Annotated in this window: 29 protein-coding genes and 3 tRNA genes; 28 read left to right on the top strand and 4 right to left on the bottom strand. The window is 65.7% G+C overall.

The window, feature by feature from the left end; genetic code table 11:
* Positions 1–59 precede the first annotated feature (59 nt).
* Positions 60–1,256 carry a cysteine desulfurase-like protein gene (locus H7J73_RS08820; protein ID WP_264066945.1) on the top strand — a complete coding sequence of 399 codons (1,197 nt, stop codon included), beginning with the start codon at positions 60–62 and terminating at the stop codon, positions 1,254–1,256.
* A gap of 7 nt (positions 1,257–1,263) precedes the next feature.
* Here H7J73_RS08820 and H7J73_RS08815 read toward each other — a convergent pair whose 3' ends face one another.
* Positions 1,264–2,241 carry an NAD(P)H-quinone oxidoreductase gene (locus H7J73_RS08815; protein ID WP_264066944.1) on the bottom strand — a complete coding sequence of 326 codons (978 nt, stop codon included), beginning with the start codon at positions 2,239–2,241 and terminating at the stop codon, positions 1,264–1,266.
* Positions 2,242–2,306: 65 nt separating this feature from the next.
* Here H7J73_RS08815 and H7J73_RS08810 point away from each other — a divergent pair, with 65 nt between their 5' ends.
* The 3 genes from H7J73_RS08810 to H7J73_RS08800 all read left to right on the top strand — a co-directional run bounded on the left by H7J73_RS08810 (position 2,307) and on the right by H7J73_RS08800 (position 3,616).
* Positions 2,307–2,819: a MarR family winged helix-turn-helix transcriptional regulator gene (locus tag H7J73_RS08810; protein WP_264066943.1), complete on the top strand. Its 513-nt coding sequence runs from the start codon at positions 2,307–2,309 to the stop codon at positions 2,817–2,819.
* Positions 2,820–2,838: 19 nt separating this feature from the next.
* A tRNA-Ser gene (locus H7J73_RS08805) sits at positions 2,839–2,928 on the top strand.
* A 376-nt stretch (positions 2,929–3,304) separates the two neighbouring features.
* A complete protein-coding gene (locus H7J73_RS08800) occupies positions 3,305–3,616 on the top strand; it encodes a hypothetical protein (RefSeq protein WP_264066942.1) in 312 nt (103 codons plus the stop codon).
* A 61-nt stretch (positions 3,617–3,677) separates the two neighbouring features.
* Here the strand turns inward: H7J73_RS08800 and H7J73_RS08795 are convergent, their stop codons facing one another.
* Positions 3,678–4,502: a crotonase/enoyl-CoA hydratase family protein gene (locus H7J73_RS08795; RefSeq protein WP_264066941.1), complete on the bottom strand. Its 825-nt coding sequence runs from the start codon at positions 4,500–4,502 to the stop codon at positions 3,678–3,680.
* Between the two features lie 37 nt (positions 4,503–4,539).
* Between H7J73_RS08795 and H7J73_RS08790 the strand changes: the two genes are divergently transcribed.
* Complete coding sequence (locus H7J73_RS08790) at positions 4,540–5,088, top strand: TIGR03086 family metal-binding protein (RefSeq protein ID WP_264066940.1); 549 nt, start codon at positions 4,540–4,542, stop codon at positions 5,086–5,088.
* Here H7J73_RS08790 and hisC read toward each other — a convergent pair.
* On the bottom strand, positions 5,085–6,134 hold the full coding sequence (hisC, locus tag H7J73_RS08785) for a histidinol-phosphate transaminase (protein WP_264066939.1): 1,050 nt from the start codon (positions 6,132–6,134) through the stop codon (positions 5,085–5,087). The genes H7J73_RS08790 and hisC overlap by 4 nt on opposite strands.
* Before the next feature lie 115 nt (positions 6,135–6,249).
* On the opposite strand from hisC, the gene H7J73_RS08780 reads away from it, so the two are divergent.
* Together H7J73_RS08780 and H7J73_RS08775 are read left to right on the top strand one after the other, a co-directional pair.
* Positions 6,250–6,336, top strand: a tRNA-Ser gene (locus H7J73_RS08780).
* Positions 6,337–6,376: 40 nt separating this feature from the next.
* A tRNA-Arg gene (locus H7J73_RS08775) sits at positions 6,377–6,449 on the top strand.
* On the opposite strand, the gene H7J73_RS08770 is transcribed toward H7J73_RS08775, so the two are convergent.
* Complete coding sequence (locus H7J73_RS08770; protein WP_264066938.1) at positions 6,415–6,717, bottom strand: helix-turn-helix domain-containing protein; 303 nt, start codon at positions 6,715–6,717, stop codon at positions 6,415–6,417. The two genes, H7J73_RS08775 and H7J73_RS08770, sit on opposite strands and share 35 nt — an antisense overlap.
* A gap of 183 nt (positions 6,718–6,900) precedes the next feature.
* On the opposite strand from H7J73_RS08770, the gene H7J73_RS08765 reads away from it, so the two are divergent.
* The 21 genes from H7J73_RS08765 to H7J73_RS08670 all read left to right on the top strand — a co-directional run bounded on the left by H7J73_RS08765 (position 6,901) and on the right by H7J73_RS08670 (position 16,821).
* Positions 6,901–7,134, top strand: coding sequence for a hypothetical protein (locus H7J73_RS08765; RefSeq protein ID WP_264066937.1), 234 nt, complete (start codon positions 6,901–6,903; stop codon positions 7,132–7,134).
* Positions 7,131–7,586 (top strand): hypothetical protein, encoded by a 456-nt coding sequence (locus H7J73_RS08760; protein ID WP_264066936.1) that lies wholly within the window; start codon positions 7,131–7,133, stop codon positions 7,584–7,586. Before H7J73_RS08765 ends, H7J73_RS08760 begins: the two co-directional genes overlap by 4 nt.
* A gap of 64 nt (positions 7,587–7,650) precedes the next feature.
* Positions 7,651–8,412, top strand: coding sequence for a CDGP domain-containing protein (locus H7J73_RS08755; protein ID WP_264066935.1), 762 nt, complete (start codon positions 7,651–7,653; stop codon positions 8,410–8,412).
* Positions 8,409–8,585 carry a DUF7433 family protein gene (locus tag H7J73_RS08750; protein ID WP_264066934.1) on the top strand — a complete coding sequence of 59 codons (177 nt, stop codon included), beginning with the start codon at positions 8,409–8,411 and terminating at the stop codon, positions 8,583–8,585. Before H7J73_RS08755 ends, H7J73_RS08750 begins: the two co-directional genes overlap by 4 nt.
* Positions 8,582–8,881, top strand: coding sequence for a hypothetical protein (locus tag H7J73_RS08745; protein ID WP_264066933.1), 300 nt, complete (start codon positions 8,582–8,584; stop codon positions 8,879–8,881). The genes H7J73_RS08750 and H7J73_RS08745 overlap by 4 nt, the downstream gene beginning before the upstream one ends.
* Positions 8,878–9,228: a DUF3850 domain-containing protein gene (locus tag H7J73_RS08740; protein ID WP_264066932.1), complete on the top strand. Its 351-nt coding sequence runs from the start codon at positions 8,878–8,880 to the stop codon at positions 9,226–9,228. Before H7J73_RS08745 ends, H7J73_RS08740 begins: the two co-directional genes overlap by 4 nt.
* A 6-nt stretch (positions 9,229–9,234) precedes the next feature.
* Positions 9,235–9,444 (top strand): zinc finger domain-containing protein, encoded by a 210-nt coding sequence (locus H7J73_RS33965; RefSeq protein ID WP_435405450.1) that lies wholly within the window; start codon positions 9,235–9,237, stop codon positions 9,442–9,444.
* Positions 9,441–9,593, top strand: a complete 153-nt coding sequence (locus tag H7J73_RS08735) for a hypothetical protein (RefSeq protein ID WP_264066931.1) — start codon at positions 9,441–9,443, stop codon at positions 9,591–9,593. The genes H7J73_RS33965 and H7J73_RS08735 overlap by 4 nt, the downstream gene beginning before the upstream one ends.
* A complete protein-coding gene (locus H7J73_RS08730; RefSeq protein WP_264066930.1) occupies positions 9,586–9,915 on the top strand; it encodes a hypothetical protein in 330 nt (109 codons plus the stop codon). The genes H7J73_RS08735 and H7J73_RS08730 overlap by 8 nt, the downstream gene beginning before the upstream one ends.
* Positions 9,905–10,045, top strand: coding sequence for a hypothetical protein (locus H7J73_RS08725; RefSeq protein ID WP_264066929.1), 141 nt, complete (start codon positions 9,905–9,907; stop codon positions 10,043–10,045). Before H7J73_RS08730 ends, H7J73_RS08725 begins: the two co-directional genes overlap by 11 nt.
* The gene (locus H7J73_RS08720) at positions 10,042–11,118 is read left to right on the top strand and encodes a PD-(D/E)XK nuclease-like domain-containing protein (protein ID WP_264066928.1); all 1,077 of its coding nucleotides are present in this window, start codon (positions 10,042–10,044) and stop codon (positions 11,116–11,118) included. Before H7J73_RS08725 ends, H7J73_RS08720 begins: the two co-directional genes overlap by 4 nt.
* 27 nt (positions 11,119–11,145) lie before the next feature.
* A complete protein-coding gene (locus tag H7J73_RS08715; RefSeq protein WP_264066927.1) occupies positions 11,146–12,588 on the top strand; it encodes a hypothetical protein in 1,443 nt (480 codons plus the stop codon).
* On the top strand, positions 12,589–12,744 hold the full coding sequence (locus tag H7J73_RS08710; protein WP_264066926.1) for a hypothetical protein: 156 nt from the start codon (positions 12,589–12,591) through the stop codon (positions 12,742–12,744).
* A 5-nt stretch (positions 12,745–12,749) separates the two neighbouring features.
* Positions 12,750–13,340 (top strand): hypothetical protein, encoded by a 591-nt coding sequence (locus H7J73_RS08705; RefSeq protein WP_264066925.1) that lies wholly within the window; start codon positions 12,750–12,752, stop codon positions 13,338–13,340.
* Positions 13,337–13,669, top strand: a complete 333-nt coding sequence (locus H7J73_RS08700) for a hypothetical protein (RefSeq protein ID WP_264066924.1) — start codon at positions 13,337–13,339, stop codon at positions 13,667–13,669. The genes H7J73_RS08705 and H7J73_RS08700 overlap by 4 nt, the downstream gene beginning before the upstream one ends.
* A gap of 145 nt (positions 13,670–13,814) precedes the next feature.
* Positions 13,815–14,678, top strand: coding sequence for a hypothetical protein (locus H7J73_RS08695; protein WP_264066923.1), 864 nt, complete (start codon positions 13,815–13,817; stop codon positions 14,676–14,678).
* The gene (locus H7J73_RS08690) at positions 14,665–15,090 is read left to right on the top strand and encodes a hypothetical protein (RefSeq protein WP_264066922.1); all 426 of its coding nucleotides are present in this window, start codon (positions 14,665–14,667) and stop codon (positions 15,088–15,090) included. The genes H7J73_RS08695 and H7J73_RS08690 overlap by 14 nt, the downstream gene beginning before the upstream one ends.
* A gap of 372 nt (positions 15,091–15,462) precedes the next feature.
* A complete protein-coding gene (locus tag H7J73_RS08685; RefSeq protein ID WP_264066921.1) occupies positions 15,463–15,735 on the top strand; it encodes a hypothetical protein in 273 nt (90 codons plus the stop codon).
* A complete protein-coding gene (locus H7J73_RS08680; RefSeq protein ID WP_264066920.1) occupies positions 15,732–16,004 on the top strand; it encodes a hypothetical protein in 273 nt (90 codons plus the stop codon). Before H7J73_RS08685 ends, H7J73_RS08680 begins: the two co-directional genes overlap by 4 nt.
* Complete coding sequence (locus H7J73_RS08675; RefSeq protein WP_264066919.1) at positions 16,001–16,351, top strand: hypothetical protein; 351 nt, start codon at positions 16,001–16,003, stop codon at positions 16,349–16,351. The genes H7J73_RS08680 and H7J73_RS08675 overlap by 4 nt, the downstream gene beginning before the upstream one ends.
* Positions 16,348–16,821, top strand: a complete 474-nt coding sequence (locus H7J73_RS08670; RefSeq protein WP_264066918.1) for a hypothetical protein — start codon at positions 16,348–16,350, stop codon at positions 16,819–16,821. The genes H7J73_RS08675 and H7J73_RS08670 overlap by 4 nt, the downstream gene beginning before the upstream one ends.
* Positions 16,822–16,965 lie beyond the last annotated feature (144 nt).

Raw genomic sequence — 16,965 nt, 5'->3', positions numbered from 1 at the left:
GCAGGCGAGATGGCTCCTGGTCTCAGGAAAAGATCGAGTAACTCCGAAGGACGGCTGGCATGGCATTTGACGTCGCCCGGGTGCGTGGTCTGCATCCAACGTTGGGCGACGGTTGGGTGCATTTCGACGCCCAGGCCGGAATGCTGATCCCCGATTCGGTGGCGACGACGGTCTCCACGGCGTTCAGGACATCGAAGGCCAGTGCGATCGGTCCCCATCCCGCTGCGCGGCGTAGCGCCGCCCTGCTGGAGGCGGCTCGGCAGGCGGTCGCCGATCTCGTCAACGGTGATCCCGCGGGCGTTGTCCTCGGCGCGGACCGGTCCGTTTTGCTGAGTTCGCTGGCTGATGCGTCGTCATCGCGGGCCGGGCTCGGATATGAGGTCGTCGTCACCCGTCTCGACGATGAGGCGAACATCGCACCCTGGCTCCGGGCCGCCAACCGCTACGGCGCGAAGGTGAAGTGGGCCGAGGTCGATATCGAGACCGGTGAGCTCCCCGCCTGGCAGTGGGAGAACCTGATCACCGCGCCCACCCGTCTGGTCGCGATATCCACCGCGTCCTCGACCCTGGGCACTCTGGTCGATCTGCGGCCGGTGACCAAGCTGATGCGTGATGTCGGCGGCCTGGTGATCGTCGACCACAGCGCGGCGGCTCCCTACCGGCTCATCGACATCGACGATCTCGACGCCGACGTGGTGGCGTTGAACACGGTCGGCTGGGGTGGTCCGCCGATCGGCGCGCTGGTGTTTCGCGACCCGTCGCTGATCGACACGTTCGGCTCGGTGTCGATGAACCCGTATGCCGTCGGGCCCGCGCGGCTGGAGATGGGCGTGCATCAGTACGGCCTGCTCGGCGGCGTTGTCGCCAGCATCGAATACCTGGCCAATCTCGACGAGGCTGCGAGCGGCACCCGGCGGGAACGGCTGGCGGTGTCGATGCAGTCGGCGGCCGCCCATATGGACCAGCTGTTCGATTATTTGCTGGCGTCGCTGCGCTCGCTGCCGCTGGTGATGGTCATCGGCAGCCCCGAGCTACGGATTCCCGCAGTCAGTTTCGCGGTGTCCAACGTGCCCGCCGAGCGTGTCGTTCAGCGATTGGCGGATAACGGGATTCTCGCCATCCCGAACGCGAGTTCACGTGTCCTGGACGTCATCGGCGTCAACGATGTGGGGGGCGCGGTGACCATCGGCCTCGCGCATTACTCGACGACGGCCGAGGTGGACCAGTTGGTTCGCGCGCTCGCCTCGTTGGGCTAGACCTCGGTTATACCGCCAGCAGTACCTTGCCGGTGACCTTGCCCGACGCCAGCAGCCGATGCGCTTCGCCGGCCTGCTCGATCGGGAACAGCGCACCCGTGATGGGCCGGACCTGACCGTCGGCGAGCATCGGCCAGACCGAGTCGACGACAGCGCGCGCGATGGCGCTCTTGCCCATCGGGCCCCCAATATGCCTGCCGCGCAACGCTGTTCCGATCACTCGGGTGCGCTTGCCCACCAGCTTGCCGATGTTCAACTCGCCCTTGACCCCACCTTGCATGCCGATCACGACCAGCTGGCCGTCGAAGGCCAGCGCGTCGAGGTTCCGGTCGAGGTAGGACGCACCCATGATGTCGAGGATCACGTCAGCTCCGGCCCCGTCGGTCTCGTGCTTGATGCGGTCGACGAAATCTTCGTCGCTGTAGTTGATACCGATGTCGGCGCCGAGTTCGCGGCACAGCTCGAGCTTGGCCGCGGACCCCGCGGTGACGGCGACCCGGCTACCGAGTGCTTTGGCCACCTGGATGGCATGGGTGCCGATACCGCTTGCGCCACCATGGATCAGCAGTACCTGACCGGCAGCCAGGTGCGCGGTCATGACCAGATTCGACCAGACCGTGCACGCCACTTCGGGCAGGCCCGCCGCGTCCACGAGGGAGATGCCGGGTGGGATAGGCATGACTTGACCCGCGGGCACCGCCGCATACTCCGCGTACCCGCCACCGGCGAGCAGCGCGCACACCTCTTGTCCGATGGGCAGTTCCGCGGTTCCCCCGCCGAGTGCCGCGACGGTGCCGGATACCTCCATGCCCAGGGTCTGGCTGGCGCCCGGCGGCGGCGGGTAATGCCCGGCGGCTTGCAGGAGATCGGCCCTGTTGAGCCCGGCCGCAGCAACCTTGATCAGGATCTCGCCGTGGTCTGGTTGGATGTCGGGGACATCCCGCCAGACGAGTTGCTCAGCAGATTCAGCAACGATTGCGCGCATGGCGATCAGGCTACTACCTGCAAGTTTGTCTACCCGCGTGCGTCGCGGTCACCTAGCATGACGCCATGGAGGGGATTATTGCCGGGCGGACTGCTAGCGATATGCCGGGATTGGATATCGCAGAACAACGATCGTGGCAGAACTTTCTCGACTCGGCGCTGCGGATGTACGCCACGTTGAATCGGGGGTTGACCGAACAGCACAAACTCACGCTCATCGATGTTCGGCTGCTCGACATGCTGGACAAATCGGAGACCGGGTCGGCGCGGATGGGTGACCTCGCGGAGGCCCTGATGTCGCTGCCGAGCCGAGTGACGAGACAGATTCGCCGGCTTGAGGCGCAGGGGCTGGTCAAGCGGACCGCCAGCCCGGACGACGGCCGAGGGGTTCTCGCGACCATCACCGTCGAAGGCCGGGAACTGGTCCGCAAGGCGATGATCACCTACTGCCAGGGGGTGCGGTTGCATTTCCTCGGCCAGTTGTCCCGGCCGCAGATGGCGGCGATGGGGGAGAACTGCCGGCGCATCAGCACCGGGTTGAAGAGTTCGGGGTCCACCGCCACCTTCGGCCGCGCCTGACTCCATTAGTCTGTTCGACGGTGGCGTGGCAGAGCGGCCTAATGCACTCGCCTTGAAAGCGAGAGACGGCTAACACCGTCCGGGGGTTCAAATCCCTCCGCCACCGCCAAAATCCTGCCCGAGCGCCCGCTGGATAGCGGCCGCTAGCTCGGCTGGCTCGGCTGTGAATCGACTGACGACGACGATTCGGCAACCAGTTGGGCCGCGGTAGCTGCCGGTCGGGGTAGCTAGCGCGCTTAGGTCGCTGACGTGGGTCGATAGCTTCGAGAGTCAACCTCTGGGCGGCTCCCAGCCGGCGGGTCCGACGGGCCGGGATCGCCTGTGGATCAATCATAGGTTGTCTGTGGATCCGCTTGCGGTTCGGTTAGTTTCGCCATTTCAGGGCTACAAAGGAAGAAAGGCGCAGACATGCGGCCGATTCGTCACGAGTGATGAACCGGCCTAGTGGCGCACGCGCCCGAAATTTCTGAAAGGCGGCTTCTTCGATGGCTTCTCGTAACCTGCTGGCGCGTGTCTCCGGTACCCGTAGCCGCTCACTGGCAGCGGCGGTCGGCTGTGGCGCCATCGTCGTGATGGGCGCATTCACCGTCACCCATGGCGGTTTATCGCCTGACCCGGCGCGGATCACCTCCGACTCGGGTGACGAAACCAAGTTCCCGCCTTATTCGTCGCCCGTCGTCCCTGCGATGAAGACGGCCTCGAACATGTCGCTCGGCGCCACCACCACAACGGAAGCCCCGGAAACTGCGCTGGCCATCGAGAAGGCTGCGCCCACTCTCAAGGCCACTCCCGGCTAACCAGCAGCGATGAATTCTGGCCCATTGCCCGGTCTGTCTGGGCATGGGCCAGAACTGCGTTCTATTCGCCGGTAAAGTTCGGCGGCCGCTTGCCGAACATCGCCGTAATACCCTCGGTGAGGTCCTTCGACGGCAGGAACGCCGAGTTCCAGGCCGCGACGTAGCGCAGGCTGGCGGACACGGCGGCGGTCCGCTGCTCATCGAGAACATCTTTGATGCCGTTGACCACCAGCGGCGGGTTGGCTGCGATCTCGGCGGCGGTGGCATGCGCGGCCGCCAACGATGCCTCCGCGTCCTCGTAGACGTCGTTGACCAGACCGATCCGTGCGGCGCGCTCTGCGCTGATGTCTCTGCCCGTCAAGGCCAGTTCGCGCAGGTGCCCGTCGCTGAGAATCAGCGGCAGCCGCGCCAGGCTGCCCACGTCGGCGACGATCGCCAGCTTGACCTCGCGCACCGAGAACTTCGCGTCCGCACTGGCATAGCGGATGTCGACGGCGCTGATCAGATCCACGCCGCCGCCGATGCACCAGCCGTGCACGGACGCGATCGTGGGCGTCCGGCAGTCCGCGACCGCAGTGATGGCCCCTTGCATCGTCTTCAGTCGAGTGTGGAAATCGGCCCTCGGCTTGGCCAGCGCTCCGTCGGCCATCATCGGGCCCAGCGTGTCGCCCATCGCGGCCAGATCCAGCCCATAGCTGAAATTGCGTCCCGAGCCGGTGAGCACGATCGCTCGCACGTCGGGATCGGCGTCCAGGGCGGCGAATACTTGCGGCAGTTCGGCCCAGAAGGCCGGGCCCATCGCATTGCCCTTACCCGGACCGATCAGCGTGACCTGCGCGACCTGGTCTTTGGTCTCGATCAGGACGGATTCGTAAGCGTCAGCCATAGACGTGAGGTTACCTACCCGAGAAGGAGAAACCGAGATGGATGAACTCGCCGGCGCCCAGGCCACGTTGGCTGTTTTGGAGCATGTGCTGCAGCCGATCGGCGGTGATGACCTTGCCCGGCGGACGCCGTGCCGGGAGTACGACGTCGTCGGGCTGACCGATCACCTGCTCAAGTCGATCACCACTCTCGGTGGCGCAGCGGGGGCAACGTTCCCCGAGCGCGATCCCGGCGCCTCGGTGCACCGTCAGGTGATGGCCGTGGCGAGGCCCGCAGTGGACGCCTGGCAGCAGCGCGGGCTGGCCGGGGACGTCGATTTCGGGGCCGGCCCCTTCCCGGCCAAGGTGGCCGCCGGCATCCTGTCGATCGAGTTCCTGGTGCATGCGTGGGATTACGCCGCGGCCACCGGCCAGGAGCTGGTGGTGCCGGACGAGGTGTCGGCCTGTGTGGAGCAGTTGGCGCACACCATCATCACACCGGAGGGCCGGGCATCTGTCGGGTTCGATCAGCCGCTCGAGACACCCGCCGGGGCGGCCGCACTGGACCGACTACTGGCGTTCACCGGACGCAGATCGGCGGGCGTCTAGATCCAGTCCCTCGCGAAGGCCAGGAAAGCGTCATTCTCGTCGGCAGCGCCGATGGTGACCCGCACCCCGTCGGTGCCGTAGGGCCGGACCACCACACGGGCGGTGTTGGCGGCCTGCTCGACGAAGTCGAGTGTGCGGTCGGCCAGCGGCAGCCAGACGAAGTTCGCCTGCGACGGCGGCAGTTCGAAACCGGCCTCACGCAGTGCGGTGCTGACCCGGGCGCGTTCGGCGACGATGGTGTCGGTGCGGGCCAGCAGTTCGTCGGCGGCGTTGAGGGAGGCGATCGCGGCGGCCTGCGACAGGCTGGTCGCCGTGAACGGCACATAGACCTTGCCCAGCGCGGTGATGATGTCCGGGTCGGCGACCGCGTACCCGACCCGGGCGCCCGCCAGGCCGTAGGCCTTCGAAAACGTCCGGATGACAACGACATTGCTGTGCGCGCGGACCAGCCCCAGACTGTCGGGCAGCAGACCGTCGCGGATGTACTCGACGTAGGCCTCGTCGATGACGATCAGGATGTGGTCCGGGACGGCCTCGATGAACCGGTTGAGCTCGTCAGGCTCGACGACGGTTGAGGTCGGGTTGTTCGGGTTGCAGACGAAGATCAGCCGGGTGCGGTCGGTGACGGCGGCCAGCATCGCGTCCAGGTCGTGCGTGTGGTCCTTCAACGGAATGGCCACCGGAGTGGCACCGGCGGTGCGCACTTGCAACGGGTAGACCTCGAAGCTGCGCCAGCCGAACATCACCTCGTCGCCCACCGAGGACGTGATCTGGATCAGCTGCTGGCACAGGCTGACCGACCCGGCGCCGGCGGCGATGTGCTCCGGCGCGAAGTCGACATGCTTGGCCAAATGCTCCTTGAGGTCGACGTAGCCGTTGTCCGGGTAGCGGTTGATGGAGTCGACGGCCCTGTCGATCGCCGCCCGCACACTGGGCAGCGGACCGTGCACTGTTTCGTTGCTGGCGAGTTTGATGGCGCCCGGCACGGTCTTGCCCGGGGCGTAGGCCGGGAGGTCGGCCATTTCGGGGCGGAGGCGGGCAGTCACCCGGCTAGTTTAGGCGAGTGAGCCAGGCTCCAGACCTGCCAGTGAGCCCGGCATCGGATCTGCTTTGCCTTCCGTAGTACGCCCTGTGTACTCTTTCCCCTCGGCGGTAACGTCAGGAGGCGTGCCAGAGCGGCCGAATGGGACTCACTGCTAATGAGTTGTCCCCTCGCGGGGACCGGAGGTTCAAATCCTCTCGCCTCCGCGGCGGTTGACCTAGGTCAGCCACCAACAATTGAAGATAGGCGCCCGTAGCTCAACGGATAGAGCATCTGACTACGGATCAGAAGGTTGGGGGTTCGAATCCCTTCGGGCGCACTGAGTCTGGATCCTCGGGGGGATACCAGCCGCCGTCGCCGGTTTCCAGCCAACTAATTGGAACGCCGGTCGCAAGGGCCCACGCATTCAAATAAATTTTGCGGACGGGCCCTTTGCCTTTCTCAGCATTGGAAATAACCGTTCGGCCGACTCCCATCATGTCGGCGAGTTCCTGCTGTTGTAGTCCCGCTTCGAGCCGTGCGATCAAAAGCCGGTACGGCTGCCGGCTCGGCGGGATGTTCCCCTGTTCGAAAACTGCTGATGTCATGAACGCGATACTAAGACATAAACGCGCGCCCGCGCAATATGTGAACTAAGTCGCAAAGTCAACAACCCACGGCCTGACGGTTGATTTAGTCAGGAGTCGGCAAACATGCATGCCCCAGCAACGCGGTAAATGTGCAGCGTGTCGCGATTGCACCAACGCGACATATGTCGTTAAGTTGGGCGCATGACCCCCACCGAGACCACGGCGACGGAACTCACCGTCTCCGAAGCTGTAGCAGCACACGAGATTCCGAAGCGCTCTCTGCACCGCGCGATCGAACGCGGACAGGTGCCCGCTCGAAAGATCGGACCGATGTTCCTGGTCGACGCCGAAGCGGCTCGGCTGTACGGAGCAATCTTCGCCGCGCGCCGCGCGCTGGCCGCGTACACCGGTCAAGCCGACGAAGACGACGAATGATCGGCGCCGTCGAATCGCTCTGCACCATCGCCGGCGACGCACTGAGCGGGCTCGGAGCGAAGCTGCGCACCCGCCGCGAAGGGTTCTCTGACTACCACGCCGGCGAGTTCCTGCTGTCCGGCGCCGACGTGCGCGCCGGCCGTGTGTCCGGCCGCATGGAGTCCGACGGGCCCGACCAAACCGAGACAATCCCGGCCGACGCCGTTCGGTTCGGGCTCAACGATCTTCCCGATTCCGAACTGATGACCATCGCGGCGACCGTGCTCGAAGGCTGGACGCCGCTCCTATTCAAGGCCACCGGCGCCACAGCCTGCGCCGACCTCCTGGTCGCCGCGCTGCGCGATCGCGCTTCCCAGTTCCGGGCTGTCGAGCTCGACGCCGGCGAACCGTTCCTGACTCCTGCCCATCTGGGCGCCCACCTGACCCGCTCGGCGCAACCCGCGTCCGAGTGACGGAACGGCCGGCGCCCCGCTGCACGGAACGCCGGCCGACGACACCCGAAGGACTGACCATCGAATGTCTGAACCAACCGTACGGCCGATCTGGACCCCCGACGATTACCGCGAAACCGTGCGCGACGCAGCGAAGCACCGCGGCGTAATCGGCGAAGTCGTCGCCGTTGAGCACCAGCCGGACGCGCTCTTGCCCGGAACCCGCATCACCTGGAAACCGTATTTCGACGAGCCCGCAACCGACGGGACGATCGTCGGCGTCGACTTCGCCGACCCATGGTTCGGGCTGCTCTACACCGTCGAATGGACCGAGAAGGGGCGCACGCTCCGCGCCAACATCAGGCCGGACCGCGTGCTGACCTGGTTCGTCGACGAGGACCAGGGCGACGAGCCCGCGCCGGCCGGCCGTCACCGGGTGCCGACTGTCGTCGGGATGCGGCCGCGGCGTGCCCGGACGATCGCGCGGACGTTGATCGTCGTCGGGACCGTGATCCTCGTGATGGCGCTTGGCGTGCTGTGGGCGACGGAGGCGAAAGCGGATCCGCCCGGTATGAAATGCGTGGATCAGTTCTGGTTGATCCCGTTCCAGTCCAACCGGCGCACCATCTGCGACGGGCCGATCCAGCCCGACGGAAGCTGGAATCGGATCCGCGAGTTCTACTCGCCGGCCTACCGCGTACCGGTGCGAACCAGCTGCTACGGAACGTATTCCTTCAGCTGCACCACCACTGGCGGATACGTCCAGCCGATGACGTCGCAGGGCATCGAGCCCTACGTCGTGACACCGGAAACCGTGCTGGCCGACGAGCCCGGACACCTCGCATGAACCCCGGAAGCATGGACAACGAGCGTGTCCGCGTCGTCAACGTCAACCAAGAAACAGTGCTGGCGCTGCTTTTCTTTCCGAGCGGCCACGTCGACATCAAATCGCAGGTGCCGCGCGACCAAGCCGTCGCAATGCTCCGCGCGACGGCCGACGTCATGGAGGCCGACCAGTGATCCGCCGGCTACTGCGCGCCGTGTTCCACACCGGCCGGCACCACGTCCATACCGCGCGCCGCGACGACAACGGCGCACTGGTCACCGTGTCGACGATCGCCGCGCGGATCCGCCGCGAAGCTGCGCTCGCCTGGGCGAAAACCGTCGACGGCAGGCCGTACAGATACGGCGGAATGTCGATCGCGGTCGTCCCAGACGTCGAGCGGTTCAGCCCGCGGCTGGAAAACCTGCTCGCGCTCTACGCCGAAGGCTGCGCTCGCGCGCTGCCTGAGCAGTTGGGGGCGATGTCGGTATGACGACACACGACGTGAAGATCGAACCGCGCTGGTTCGACCGGATCCAAGGAAACGAGAAGTTCGCCGAAGTCCGCTTCGATGATCGGGACTATCAGACCGGTGACACGGTTCGGTTCTGGCGCAACGACACCGAACCCGAGTACCGCTACAGCGTCGAGCGGCGGATAACGCACGTCCTCCGCGCGGCCGACGGGCTCGCAGGTGGGTACGTCGTGCTGTCGCTGGCCGACCCGCGCGTCGACGACTACCGCAGCCGGTGGGAACGCGGGATCGCCGAGAACGAACGGCTTGCCCGCTCGAACGCCGGCCTACGCGGCGTCAACACGCGACTTCGGAACGGCGCGTGAGCAGCGATGCGGTACGGCGACGGCAAGACCAAGGGGCAACGGCTGGCGGACCGGCGCGATCCGGTAGTACGCGGCGCGCTGAAACGACGGTGCCCGGACTGCAACTCGAAGCCGGACGAGTGGTGCGTCGGGATCGCCGAGAACAGTCGCACGAAAGGCCGGCGCCGATCGCGTCTGCACTTCGCGCGCTGCCACTTCACAGCGGAGGAAGCGTGAGGACTGTCGCCGGTGGCGCCGCGGCCGGCACGCTGATCGGCGTCCTGGTCCTGGCCGTCGGTGTCACCGTCGCCGCGTGGATTGCTGTCGTGATCGCCGTGCTGGCGATCGTCGCCGGCGCCATCGACTACGTGCGAACCCATGGCTGACGGCCGGGAGTGGCCCGGATTCCAGATCCGGTTCTGCCCGGTCTGCCGGACTGAAACCGGCACGCACCGCGAGCCCGTCGGCGACAAGCGCGGCGAACTGGTGGCCTACCACGACCACAACGACAGTTCCGACGTCCGCTGCCGGATGGCCGGCGAACGCGCAGCGATCGGCGCCGTCGCGTTCACCGCCACCGACACCGGCATATCCCCGCGGCTGGCAGCCGAACGCCAACTGAGCCGGCCGCGCGGATCCCGCGCCGTCGACGACCTACTCGAACGACTCATAGAACAGGAAACCAATGCAATTCGGAATGGACGCTAAGACGTCCGAGCGCGTCGACCTCCTGGTCCTCGCGCTCAATCGGCAGGCGCAGGCGAACGATCGGCTCGCCGCTGCGCTCGAAGCACACAACGCCGCCGTCGACGTCGAGCAGAACGGGCCGCGCGGATGACCGCGACTGGTCTGCCCCGCGAGAACTGCGAAAACTGCGGGTACGCAAAGAAATACAGCCGGCAAGAGGCCGGCGAACGGCCGGCCTACTGCGCCAACCATGACAGCTGGTTGTGCGCCGGCTGCCGCGCGTTCATGGGCTGCGACGAGAAAAAGCACAAGATCGAAGCGCTGCCGCCGCGTATCGACGTGACCGGCGTCCCGGCCAACGACGGGATTTACGCGAACATTCCCGACGACGTGTATCACGCCGATCTGGGTTCGCTGTCGTCGTCCGGTGCCCGCGCGCTGCTGTCGAAGACACCCGAGGAATTCAACTTCGAACGGCGATCGCCACGGGATCCGAACCGCAACTTCGACTTTGGGCACGCCGCACACAAGATGGTTCTCGGTATTGGGTCGCGACTGGCGATGCTCGACCCGAAAGTCTGCGGGCACACCGCAGACGGGAAGCTCGCGAAAGTCCCGTCGGCGACGTCAGAGTGGAAACAGGCCGCGGCGAAGGCCCGGCGCGAAGGAAAGCTACCAATTCCGAAGTCGGACATGGAAAAAGCGCAGACCATGGCCGGCCGCGTCTTCCAGCACCCGATCGCCGCCCGCCTACTCGGCGCCGGCCAGGCCGAACACTCGATCTACTGGCACGACGACGCGACCGGCGTCCGCCGGCGGATCCGCCCCGACTTCCTCACCGAGGGTCTGAAACGGCAAATCTACGTCGAGTACAAGACCGCAACTTCCGCTGATCCCAAGCAGTTTCAACGCGCGGTCTTCGAATACGGCTACCACATGCAGCAGGCATACCAGGAAGACGGGCTCGCAGAAATCGGGCTGACCGACGTCGGCGTGCTGTTCATCGTCCAGTCGAAGACCGCGCCCTACACGGTGTCGGTCTGCCAGATCGACCCGGAAATCGTCGAGCTGGGCAGGCGCCAGAACCGCGTCGCGATCGAGCTGTTCGCGCGCTGCACGGCAGAGGATCGCTGGCCCGGCTACGAGGGGATCCAGTCCGTCGGGATGGCCGGCTGGGCGAAAAAGCAGATCGAAGAATCCCTCGAAGTTCTCGAAGTCGCATAACCCACCACCAGGAAAGGCACCAAACGCATGACTTCTACCGAAATTGAGCAGCGCGATCCCGACGCCGGGACGCTCGAAGTGTTCCCGCCGGCGCGGGCCCACGCGACCAGCGCTGTCGCGATGCTGCACGAACACGCCGAGGTGTACAACACCGCGTGGAAACTGGCCGGCCAACTGGTCCAGACGACGATGGTCCCGAAACGGTTCTTCCGGAAGCAGGGCGACGCGACCGCGGCGATCCTCTACGGCGCCGAGCTCGGGCTGAACCCGATCCAGTCGTTACAGCGCGTGATCCCGATCCACGGAATGCCGTCGCTCGAAGCGCGGACGATGGTCGGGCTACTCAAGGCGAAGGGCTATCGGGTCCGCACGACCGAGCAGTCCGACACGTCAGTGACCGTCGAGGGCATCTCGCCGGACGGCGAAAAGTACACGAGCACTTGGACGATCGAGCGGGCGAAGCTCGCCGGCTACGTCCCAACGCCGGCACCCGGAGTGAAGAACCCGCGGCCGGACGAAAAAGACGACTGGGTGACCGTCTCGAAGACGTGGGACGGGAAGACCACAACTTCGATTCTCGGGAACATGAAGTACGTCACCGACCCGCAAACCATGCTGAAAGCCAAAGGGCAAGCGGAGGTTTGCCGCGAGCTGGCGCCCGACGTGCTGATGGGTATCAGCTACAGCCGCGAAGAACTGGAATCCGAAGATCAGCGACAGTTCGATCGCTTCGAAGAGCGCGGTGCTGTGCCGGCGCGTGTCCAGCAGGCGAAGGTGACCGTCGACGAAATCTTCGCCGACGAGGTTCCGATCCCCGACCAGACGCCCGCGGATCCGGTCGAGGCCACACCTGAGCAGATCGCCGAACAGGTCGCGGCTGGTAAGTCCGCGGAAGCGGCGGCGCGTGAGCGGATCGCCGAGCGCACCGCGGCCGAGACGCCGGCCGGCGACGTGACAGAGGACCAGGGCGACGGAGCCCCGGATCCAGAACCGTCGCCGGCCGAGCAACCCGAGACGGTACCCGATCCCGTCGAGCGTGCCGAAGCTCTGGTCGCCGAAGGCAACGCGGCAGTCCAGAAAGTCGTTGAAGCCGAAGCGAAGGCGACGTCGAAAAAGGTTGCGGCGAAGCGCTCGACGGCGCCGGCCACGAACCCGGATAAGCCGAAATCACGGATGCGGCAAGCACTTGAGAAGCGGCTGTTCGCGCTACTCGGTGACGCCGGCCTGACCGCTGCCGAGGATCGCGACGGGCGGCTCGCCGTCTACCGCACGATTCTCGACCGCCCCGAAGTCGACACGACGGACGACCTCGACGACGTGGCCGTCGCGAAGGTCGCTGACCAGCTGTACGCGTGGCAGCAACAGAACGCACTCGACGAGCAGATCGCCGGCATCCTGTCCGACGCCGCGCGCGACGAGTCCGAATCCGCAGCACCCGCAGCGGATCCCACCAGTGAAGGGACCGAGTAAGTGTTTCAAACCGACAACGAGCGGTTGGCGCGAAAAGTCGCGCTACAACTCGCGATCGACAACGGGCGCGGAGCGGAAGCCGACGTGATCGTCACCGACGCCGAGAAGTTCCGCCGGTTCCTTACCGGCACCCCCACCAGCGAAGGGAACAAGTAACCGAAATGGCACTGATCACAGACAGACCCGAAAACCTGCCCAGCGGGAACGACCTCGACAACGTGGAGGATCCCGACGCGCCCGCCCCCAAGCAGCGCACCGAAATGTACCTGTCGGGAGCCCACGTCTTCACCCTCGACGACGTACCGAGCGGTCTTGAGCGGTTTACGTTCATGGTCGACGTCGAGGTCTACGAGGCTGGCGGCGTCCGCTTCACCGGCGAGGACGGCGAGACGCGAGTCCCGATCTGCAAGGTGCGTCGCATCGGCGACATGTACTTGCCGGGCACCACGCGCCCACCGTCGAAAGACGAACTCGCCGCGCAGCAGGCGGCGGCGAAAGCCCAAGCCGCTCGCGAGAAGGCAGCTCAGGAAGAGGCCGAGCGCGCCGAGCGGGAGAAGAACGAACCGCCGATGTTCACCGAGGACGGCGATCCGCTCGACCCGGATGCGCCGAAACCGCCTGCCGGCGACGGAATTGTCGACGCCGAAGTCATCGAAGACGACGAACCATGGCCGGGCGACGTCGACCACCAGGCCGATAAGCCGGGTCTGTCCGTTGTCGGGCCGGCGTTCTCGGACGGCGCGAAGTCGTGAAGCGGCCTATCGTCGTCCGCCAGTCGGAGGCGGGCCCGAACGCGAACAACGTTGGGGACTACTGGTTCACGGTGTCGAGCGGCAACGGCGAGACCACGCTGACGTCGAAGATGTACCGCGAACGGTGGCGGGCCAACCGTGCGGCGCGCGCATTCATCGCGTCGATCGGCGACACCCCAGTCACGTTTACCCGCTGGGAGGGCTACACGCCCGTGCAGGAGGCCGAAGCGCTCGCACTGGGCCGGAAACCCCGCGGGAAGCTGACGCACGTCACCGAGCGGATCCGGCACCGCGGGTTCGTCAGCACGCAGATCACGCGCACGCAGTGAGCCCGGCAGACGCCGGCCCGTCCTGGTTCAGCGAGTGCGTCGCGTGCTTCGCGATGTTCCGCGACGGGCCAGAACAGGCCGGCGTTTGCACCCGCTGCGGGCACGAAAACCACTATGCCGATGAGGATCTGTGACAGCTCCACCAATGCTGACCGATGAGCTACTGGCCCGACTGCGGCGGCACTACATCAAGCCCGGCGAGGCCCTTCCTGGCGGCGTGTTCCTACCTGAGTGCGGGTGGAACGGCCCCGGTGGTACCCGCCAGGTCGATGCGCTGTACGCGGGATTCACAACTACCAGCGGTCGAATTCTCATCGGGCACGAACTCAAGGTGTCACGCGCCGACTGGCTTACCGAGCTGAAAACACCGGGCAAGTCCGATGATTGGGCCGACCAGTGTCACGAATGGTGGCTCGTCGTCAACGACCCGGCGATCGTGCGCCCCGGTGAGCTGCCCGCCGGATGGGGCCTGATGAGTCCGGGACGTTCTAAAACACGCATGGATGTTCACACCGTCGCCGAGCGGAAACCACGCACGCACGCGCCGTCCTGGGATGCGACGCGGTCAATCATCGCCCGTCAGGACACACTGCGGGCCCAAGCCATCGGCGCGGGCATTAACGCCGGAATTGCGCGGGAGCGCAAAGAGATCGAGAAGAACTATCAACTGCGCGTCGCAGCCGAAGTAGCCCGTCTCACCCAGTACCAACCCGACGCCGAGGCATTGCAACTGAAGCTGAAAGACATCGAGTTAGCGCTTGGGGGTCCGATCGACTGGGACGCGGAAGAACGCGGCTACATCCGGCGTGGCGAGTGGGTCGGCCTGTCCGAATTGAAGCTGGTCGCCGACGCCGTTCGCGCCGCGGGATCGGTAGCCGCTGCGCTGGAAAACGTCGTGGGGCGCTACGCAAACCCTGTCGCGCGGACCCGCACTGCCGTCGATGAGCTCGACAACGCGCTTCAAGAACTGCGCAACGCATCGACGAAAGATTCACATGGGCAGGCGTAATCCGATCCACGTGATCGGCGAGCCGATGCGCAAAGGCGTCACGTGGATATCCGACGAGCTGATCCGCTCAGCGGCTCACGATGACGTGTTGGGGGCCGACGGGTTCGTGGCGATGGCGTTCTTGCTGTCCTGGGCGCCCGCAAGCGGCAGTAAACGCGCTTGGGAGACATCAGCGGCTCAACTGTCAGAGCAATTCGGTTGGGGCGCAAACCGTCGCCGCGCCACACAGGCCCTCGAAGCCGCCGTGAAAGATGGCCGGCTGCTGATACGCGAGTACATCCGCGACGGCGAGATCGTGCCCCGCCGTTGCTCATACCTCGTCTGCGCGGGGGGCCGGCGGTTCACCGAAGAGGAACACGCGCAGTGGTCGAAGGCGATCGAACTACCGTCGCGACTGGACCCCGAATGCTGACCGCACCTTGCACCAAAACAGTGCAACACCGAGACCCGGAACATGCACCAAAACGGTGCAACACAAAAGCTGACGCCATGCACCAAAACGGTGCAACATCACCAACTTTCGAGACCGGCGATCTTGCACCAGTAGGGGTGCAACATAACGACCCCGGAACATGCACCACAGCGGTGCAAGGTGTCATGCACCTTTTTGGTGCAACACAGGAAAACAGAACCTACTTACGTAGGTACGGACAACAGATCCCGTCATGCACTGCGTGCAAGACGGTCGTTTTCCCCTACCGCAACTTGACGGCCATCCCCAGTAAGCAACTCAACCCCCGAGGTAACCAACAGACCGCGAGCGCGGAGACAGGAGCGGGTAGCGATGCCCGATGAGACGAAGCGACACCCGGACCTCGATGCGTTCGACGAGGCTCTGGCAGCGTACGAAGCTCAGGCCGACGGCGACCGAGCCGGCGCCGGCGAAGACCTCGCAATCGCCAGAATCAGCGCGATCGCGAAAGCCGCCGGCTACTCGTTCGGGATGCTTACCGACGGCACGATCGTTCTCGAACCGCCGGCGGATCCGAACTGCTGCGGAGTCTGCGCCGAAGCCGCGCTCGCCGAGTTCAAGCAGCTAGGGCACGTCGAGCGATGACGACCGCGATCGAGATTCTGTCGCCCGCCGAGGTCCAGGCCGAAGCGATCGCCGCGATCCGGGCCGCGCTGCCGGCCTGCTATGGCTGCGGGCTCACCTACGCGTCCGGCCGTGAGCACCGGCCCGACTGCACCGTCGAGCCGTCGCCGCTGCTCTGCGAGGACTGCGACGCGATCCGACTCCCATCCGAGCAGGGACCGGCCTGGCACTACGACACGAAAACCCGCACGTACCACTGCAACACCCACCAGAAAGGCACCACCGCATGACAACAATCCCGGAAAGCTGGGATGGCGCCACGGCCATCTCTGCCGAACGTACCCGGCAGCTGTTCGACGAGGGATACTCGCTCGAACACGATGCCGCGCACGGCGCGATTCAGCTGATAGACGCTGCACTCGCGTACACCGTGCAAGCCCAAGATCGACTGTCAGAAGCAGCCGGCGAAGGCGTCGGTAGCGATGGGCCGGAACACTATTGGCCGTGGGATCCCTCCACGTTCCGCCCCGACGATGACGCATTGCGCAGCATCGCGAAAGCAGGCGCACTTCTCGCCGCCGCGTACGACGCGGTAGCCGCTCAACGGTCCGCCAGCGCGAGCGGATCCGACCAGTGACCGCCGGGAAGGAAAACGTCGCGATCTTCAACCCGCTCGTTCTGCCGCTGCCGTCGTGGCACCCGGACGGGCCCGACGGTGCTGTCGACGGGTACCGGATCCCGTTCGTTTTCCCCGACGATCGCACCAGCGGCCGGCAACCGAACCGCGCCGCGTACCTACGCGTCTACCCGACCGAACACGGTTGGCGGGCATCGCTGCGCAACTGCCAAGACCACGCCGAAACCGCCGAGCAGGCACGCGCATTCGCCGGCGCCTGGATCCGCGCCGCCGAAGTCCTCGAAAACGTGGCGACCGCCGAAGCCGCACGCGCCGCGGCCGACGACGGAATCGTCGACGCCGAAATCGTCGAAGACGACGAGGACCAGGACGACGGCGACCAGCTACCGGCCGGCGCCGAGTCGATGCACATCTGCGTCGAAGGCTGCTCGGAAGACGCGCACATCGCGACCGACTGGACCACACGATGAGGCGCCCGAGCCCCCAGACAAGCGCACTTCGCGATCAGATCGTCGCCACCCTGCGAGATCGCGGAGCACCAATCACAACCGATCAGATTGTGGCGCTTGCACATCCAGTCGGGCAGTGCACCAGCAGTTCCGGCGAGTGTGTCT

The sequence above is a fragment of the Mycolicibacterium komossense genome, from assembly GCF_025822605.1.
GTDB lineage: Bacteria > Actinomycetota > Actinomycetes > Mycobacteriales > Mycobacteriaceae > Mycobacterium > Mycobacterium komossense.
This window is presented reverse-complemented; position numbering and strand designations above follow the sequence as displayed.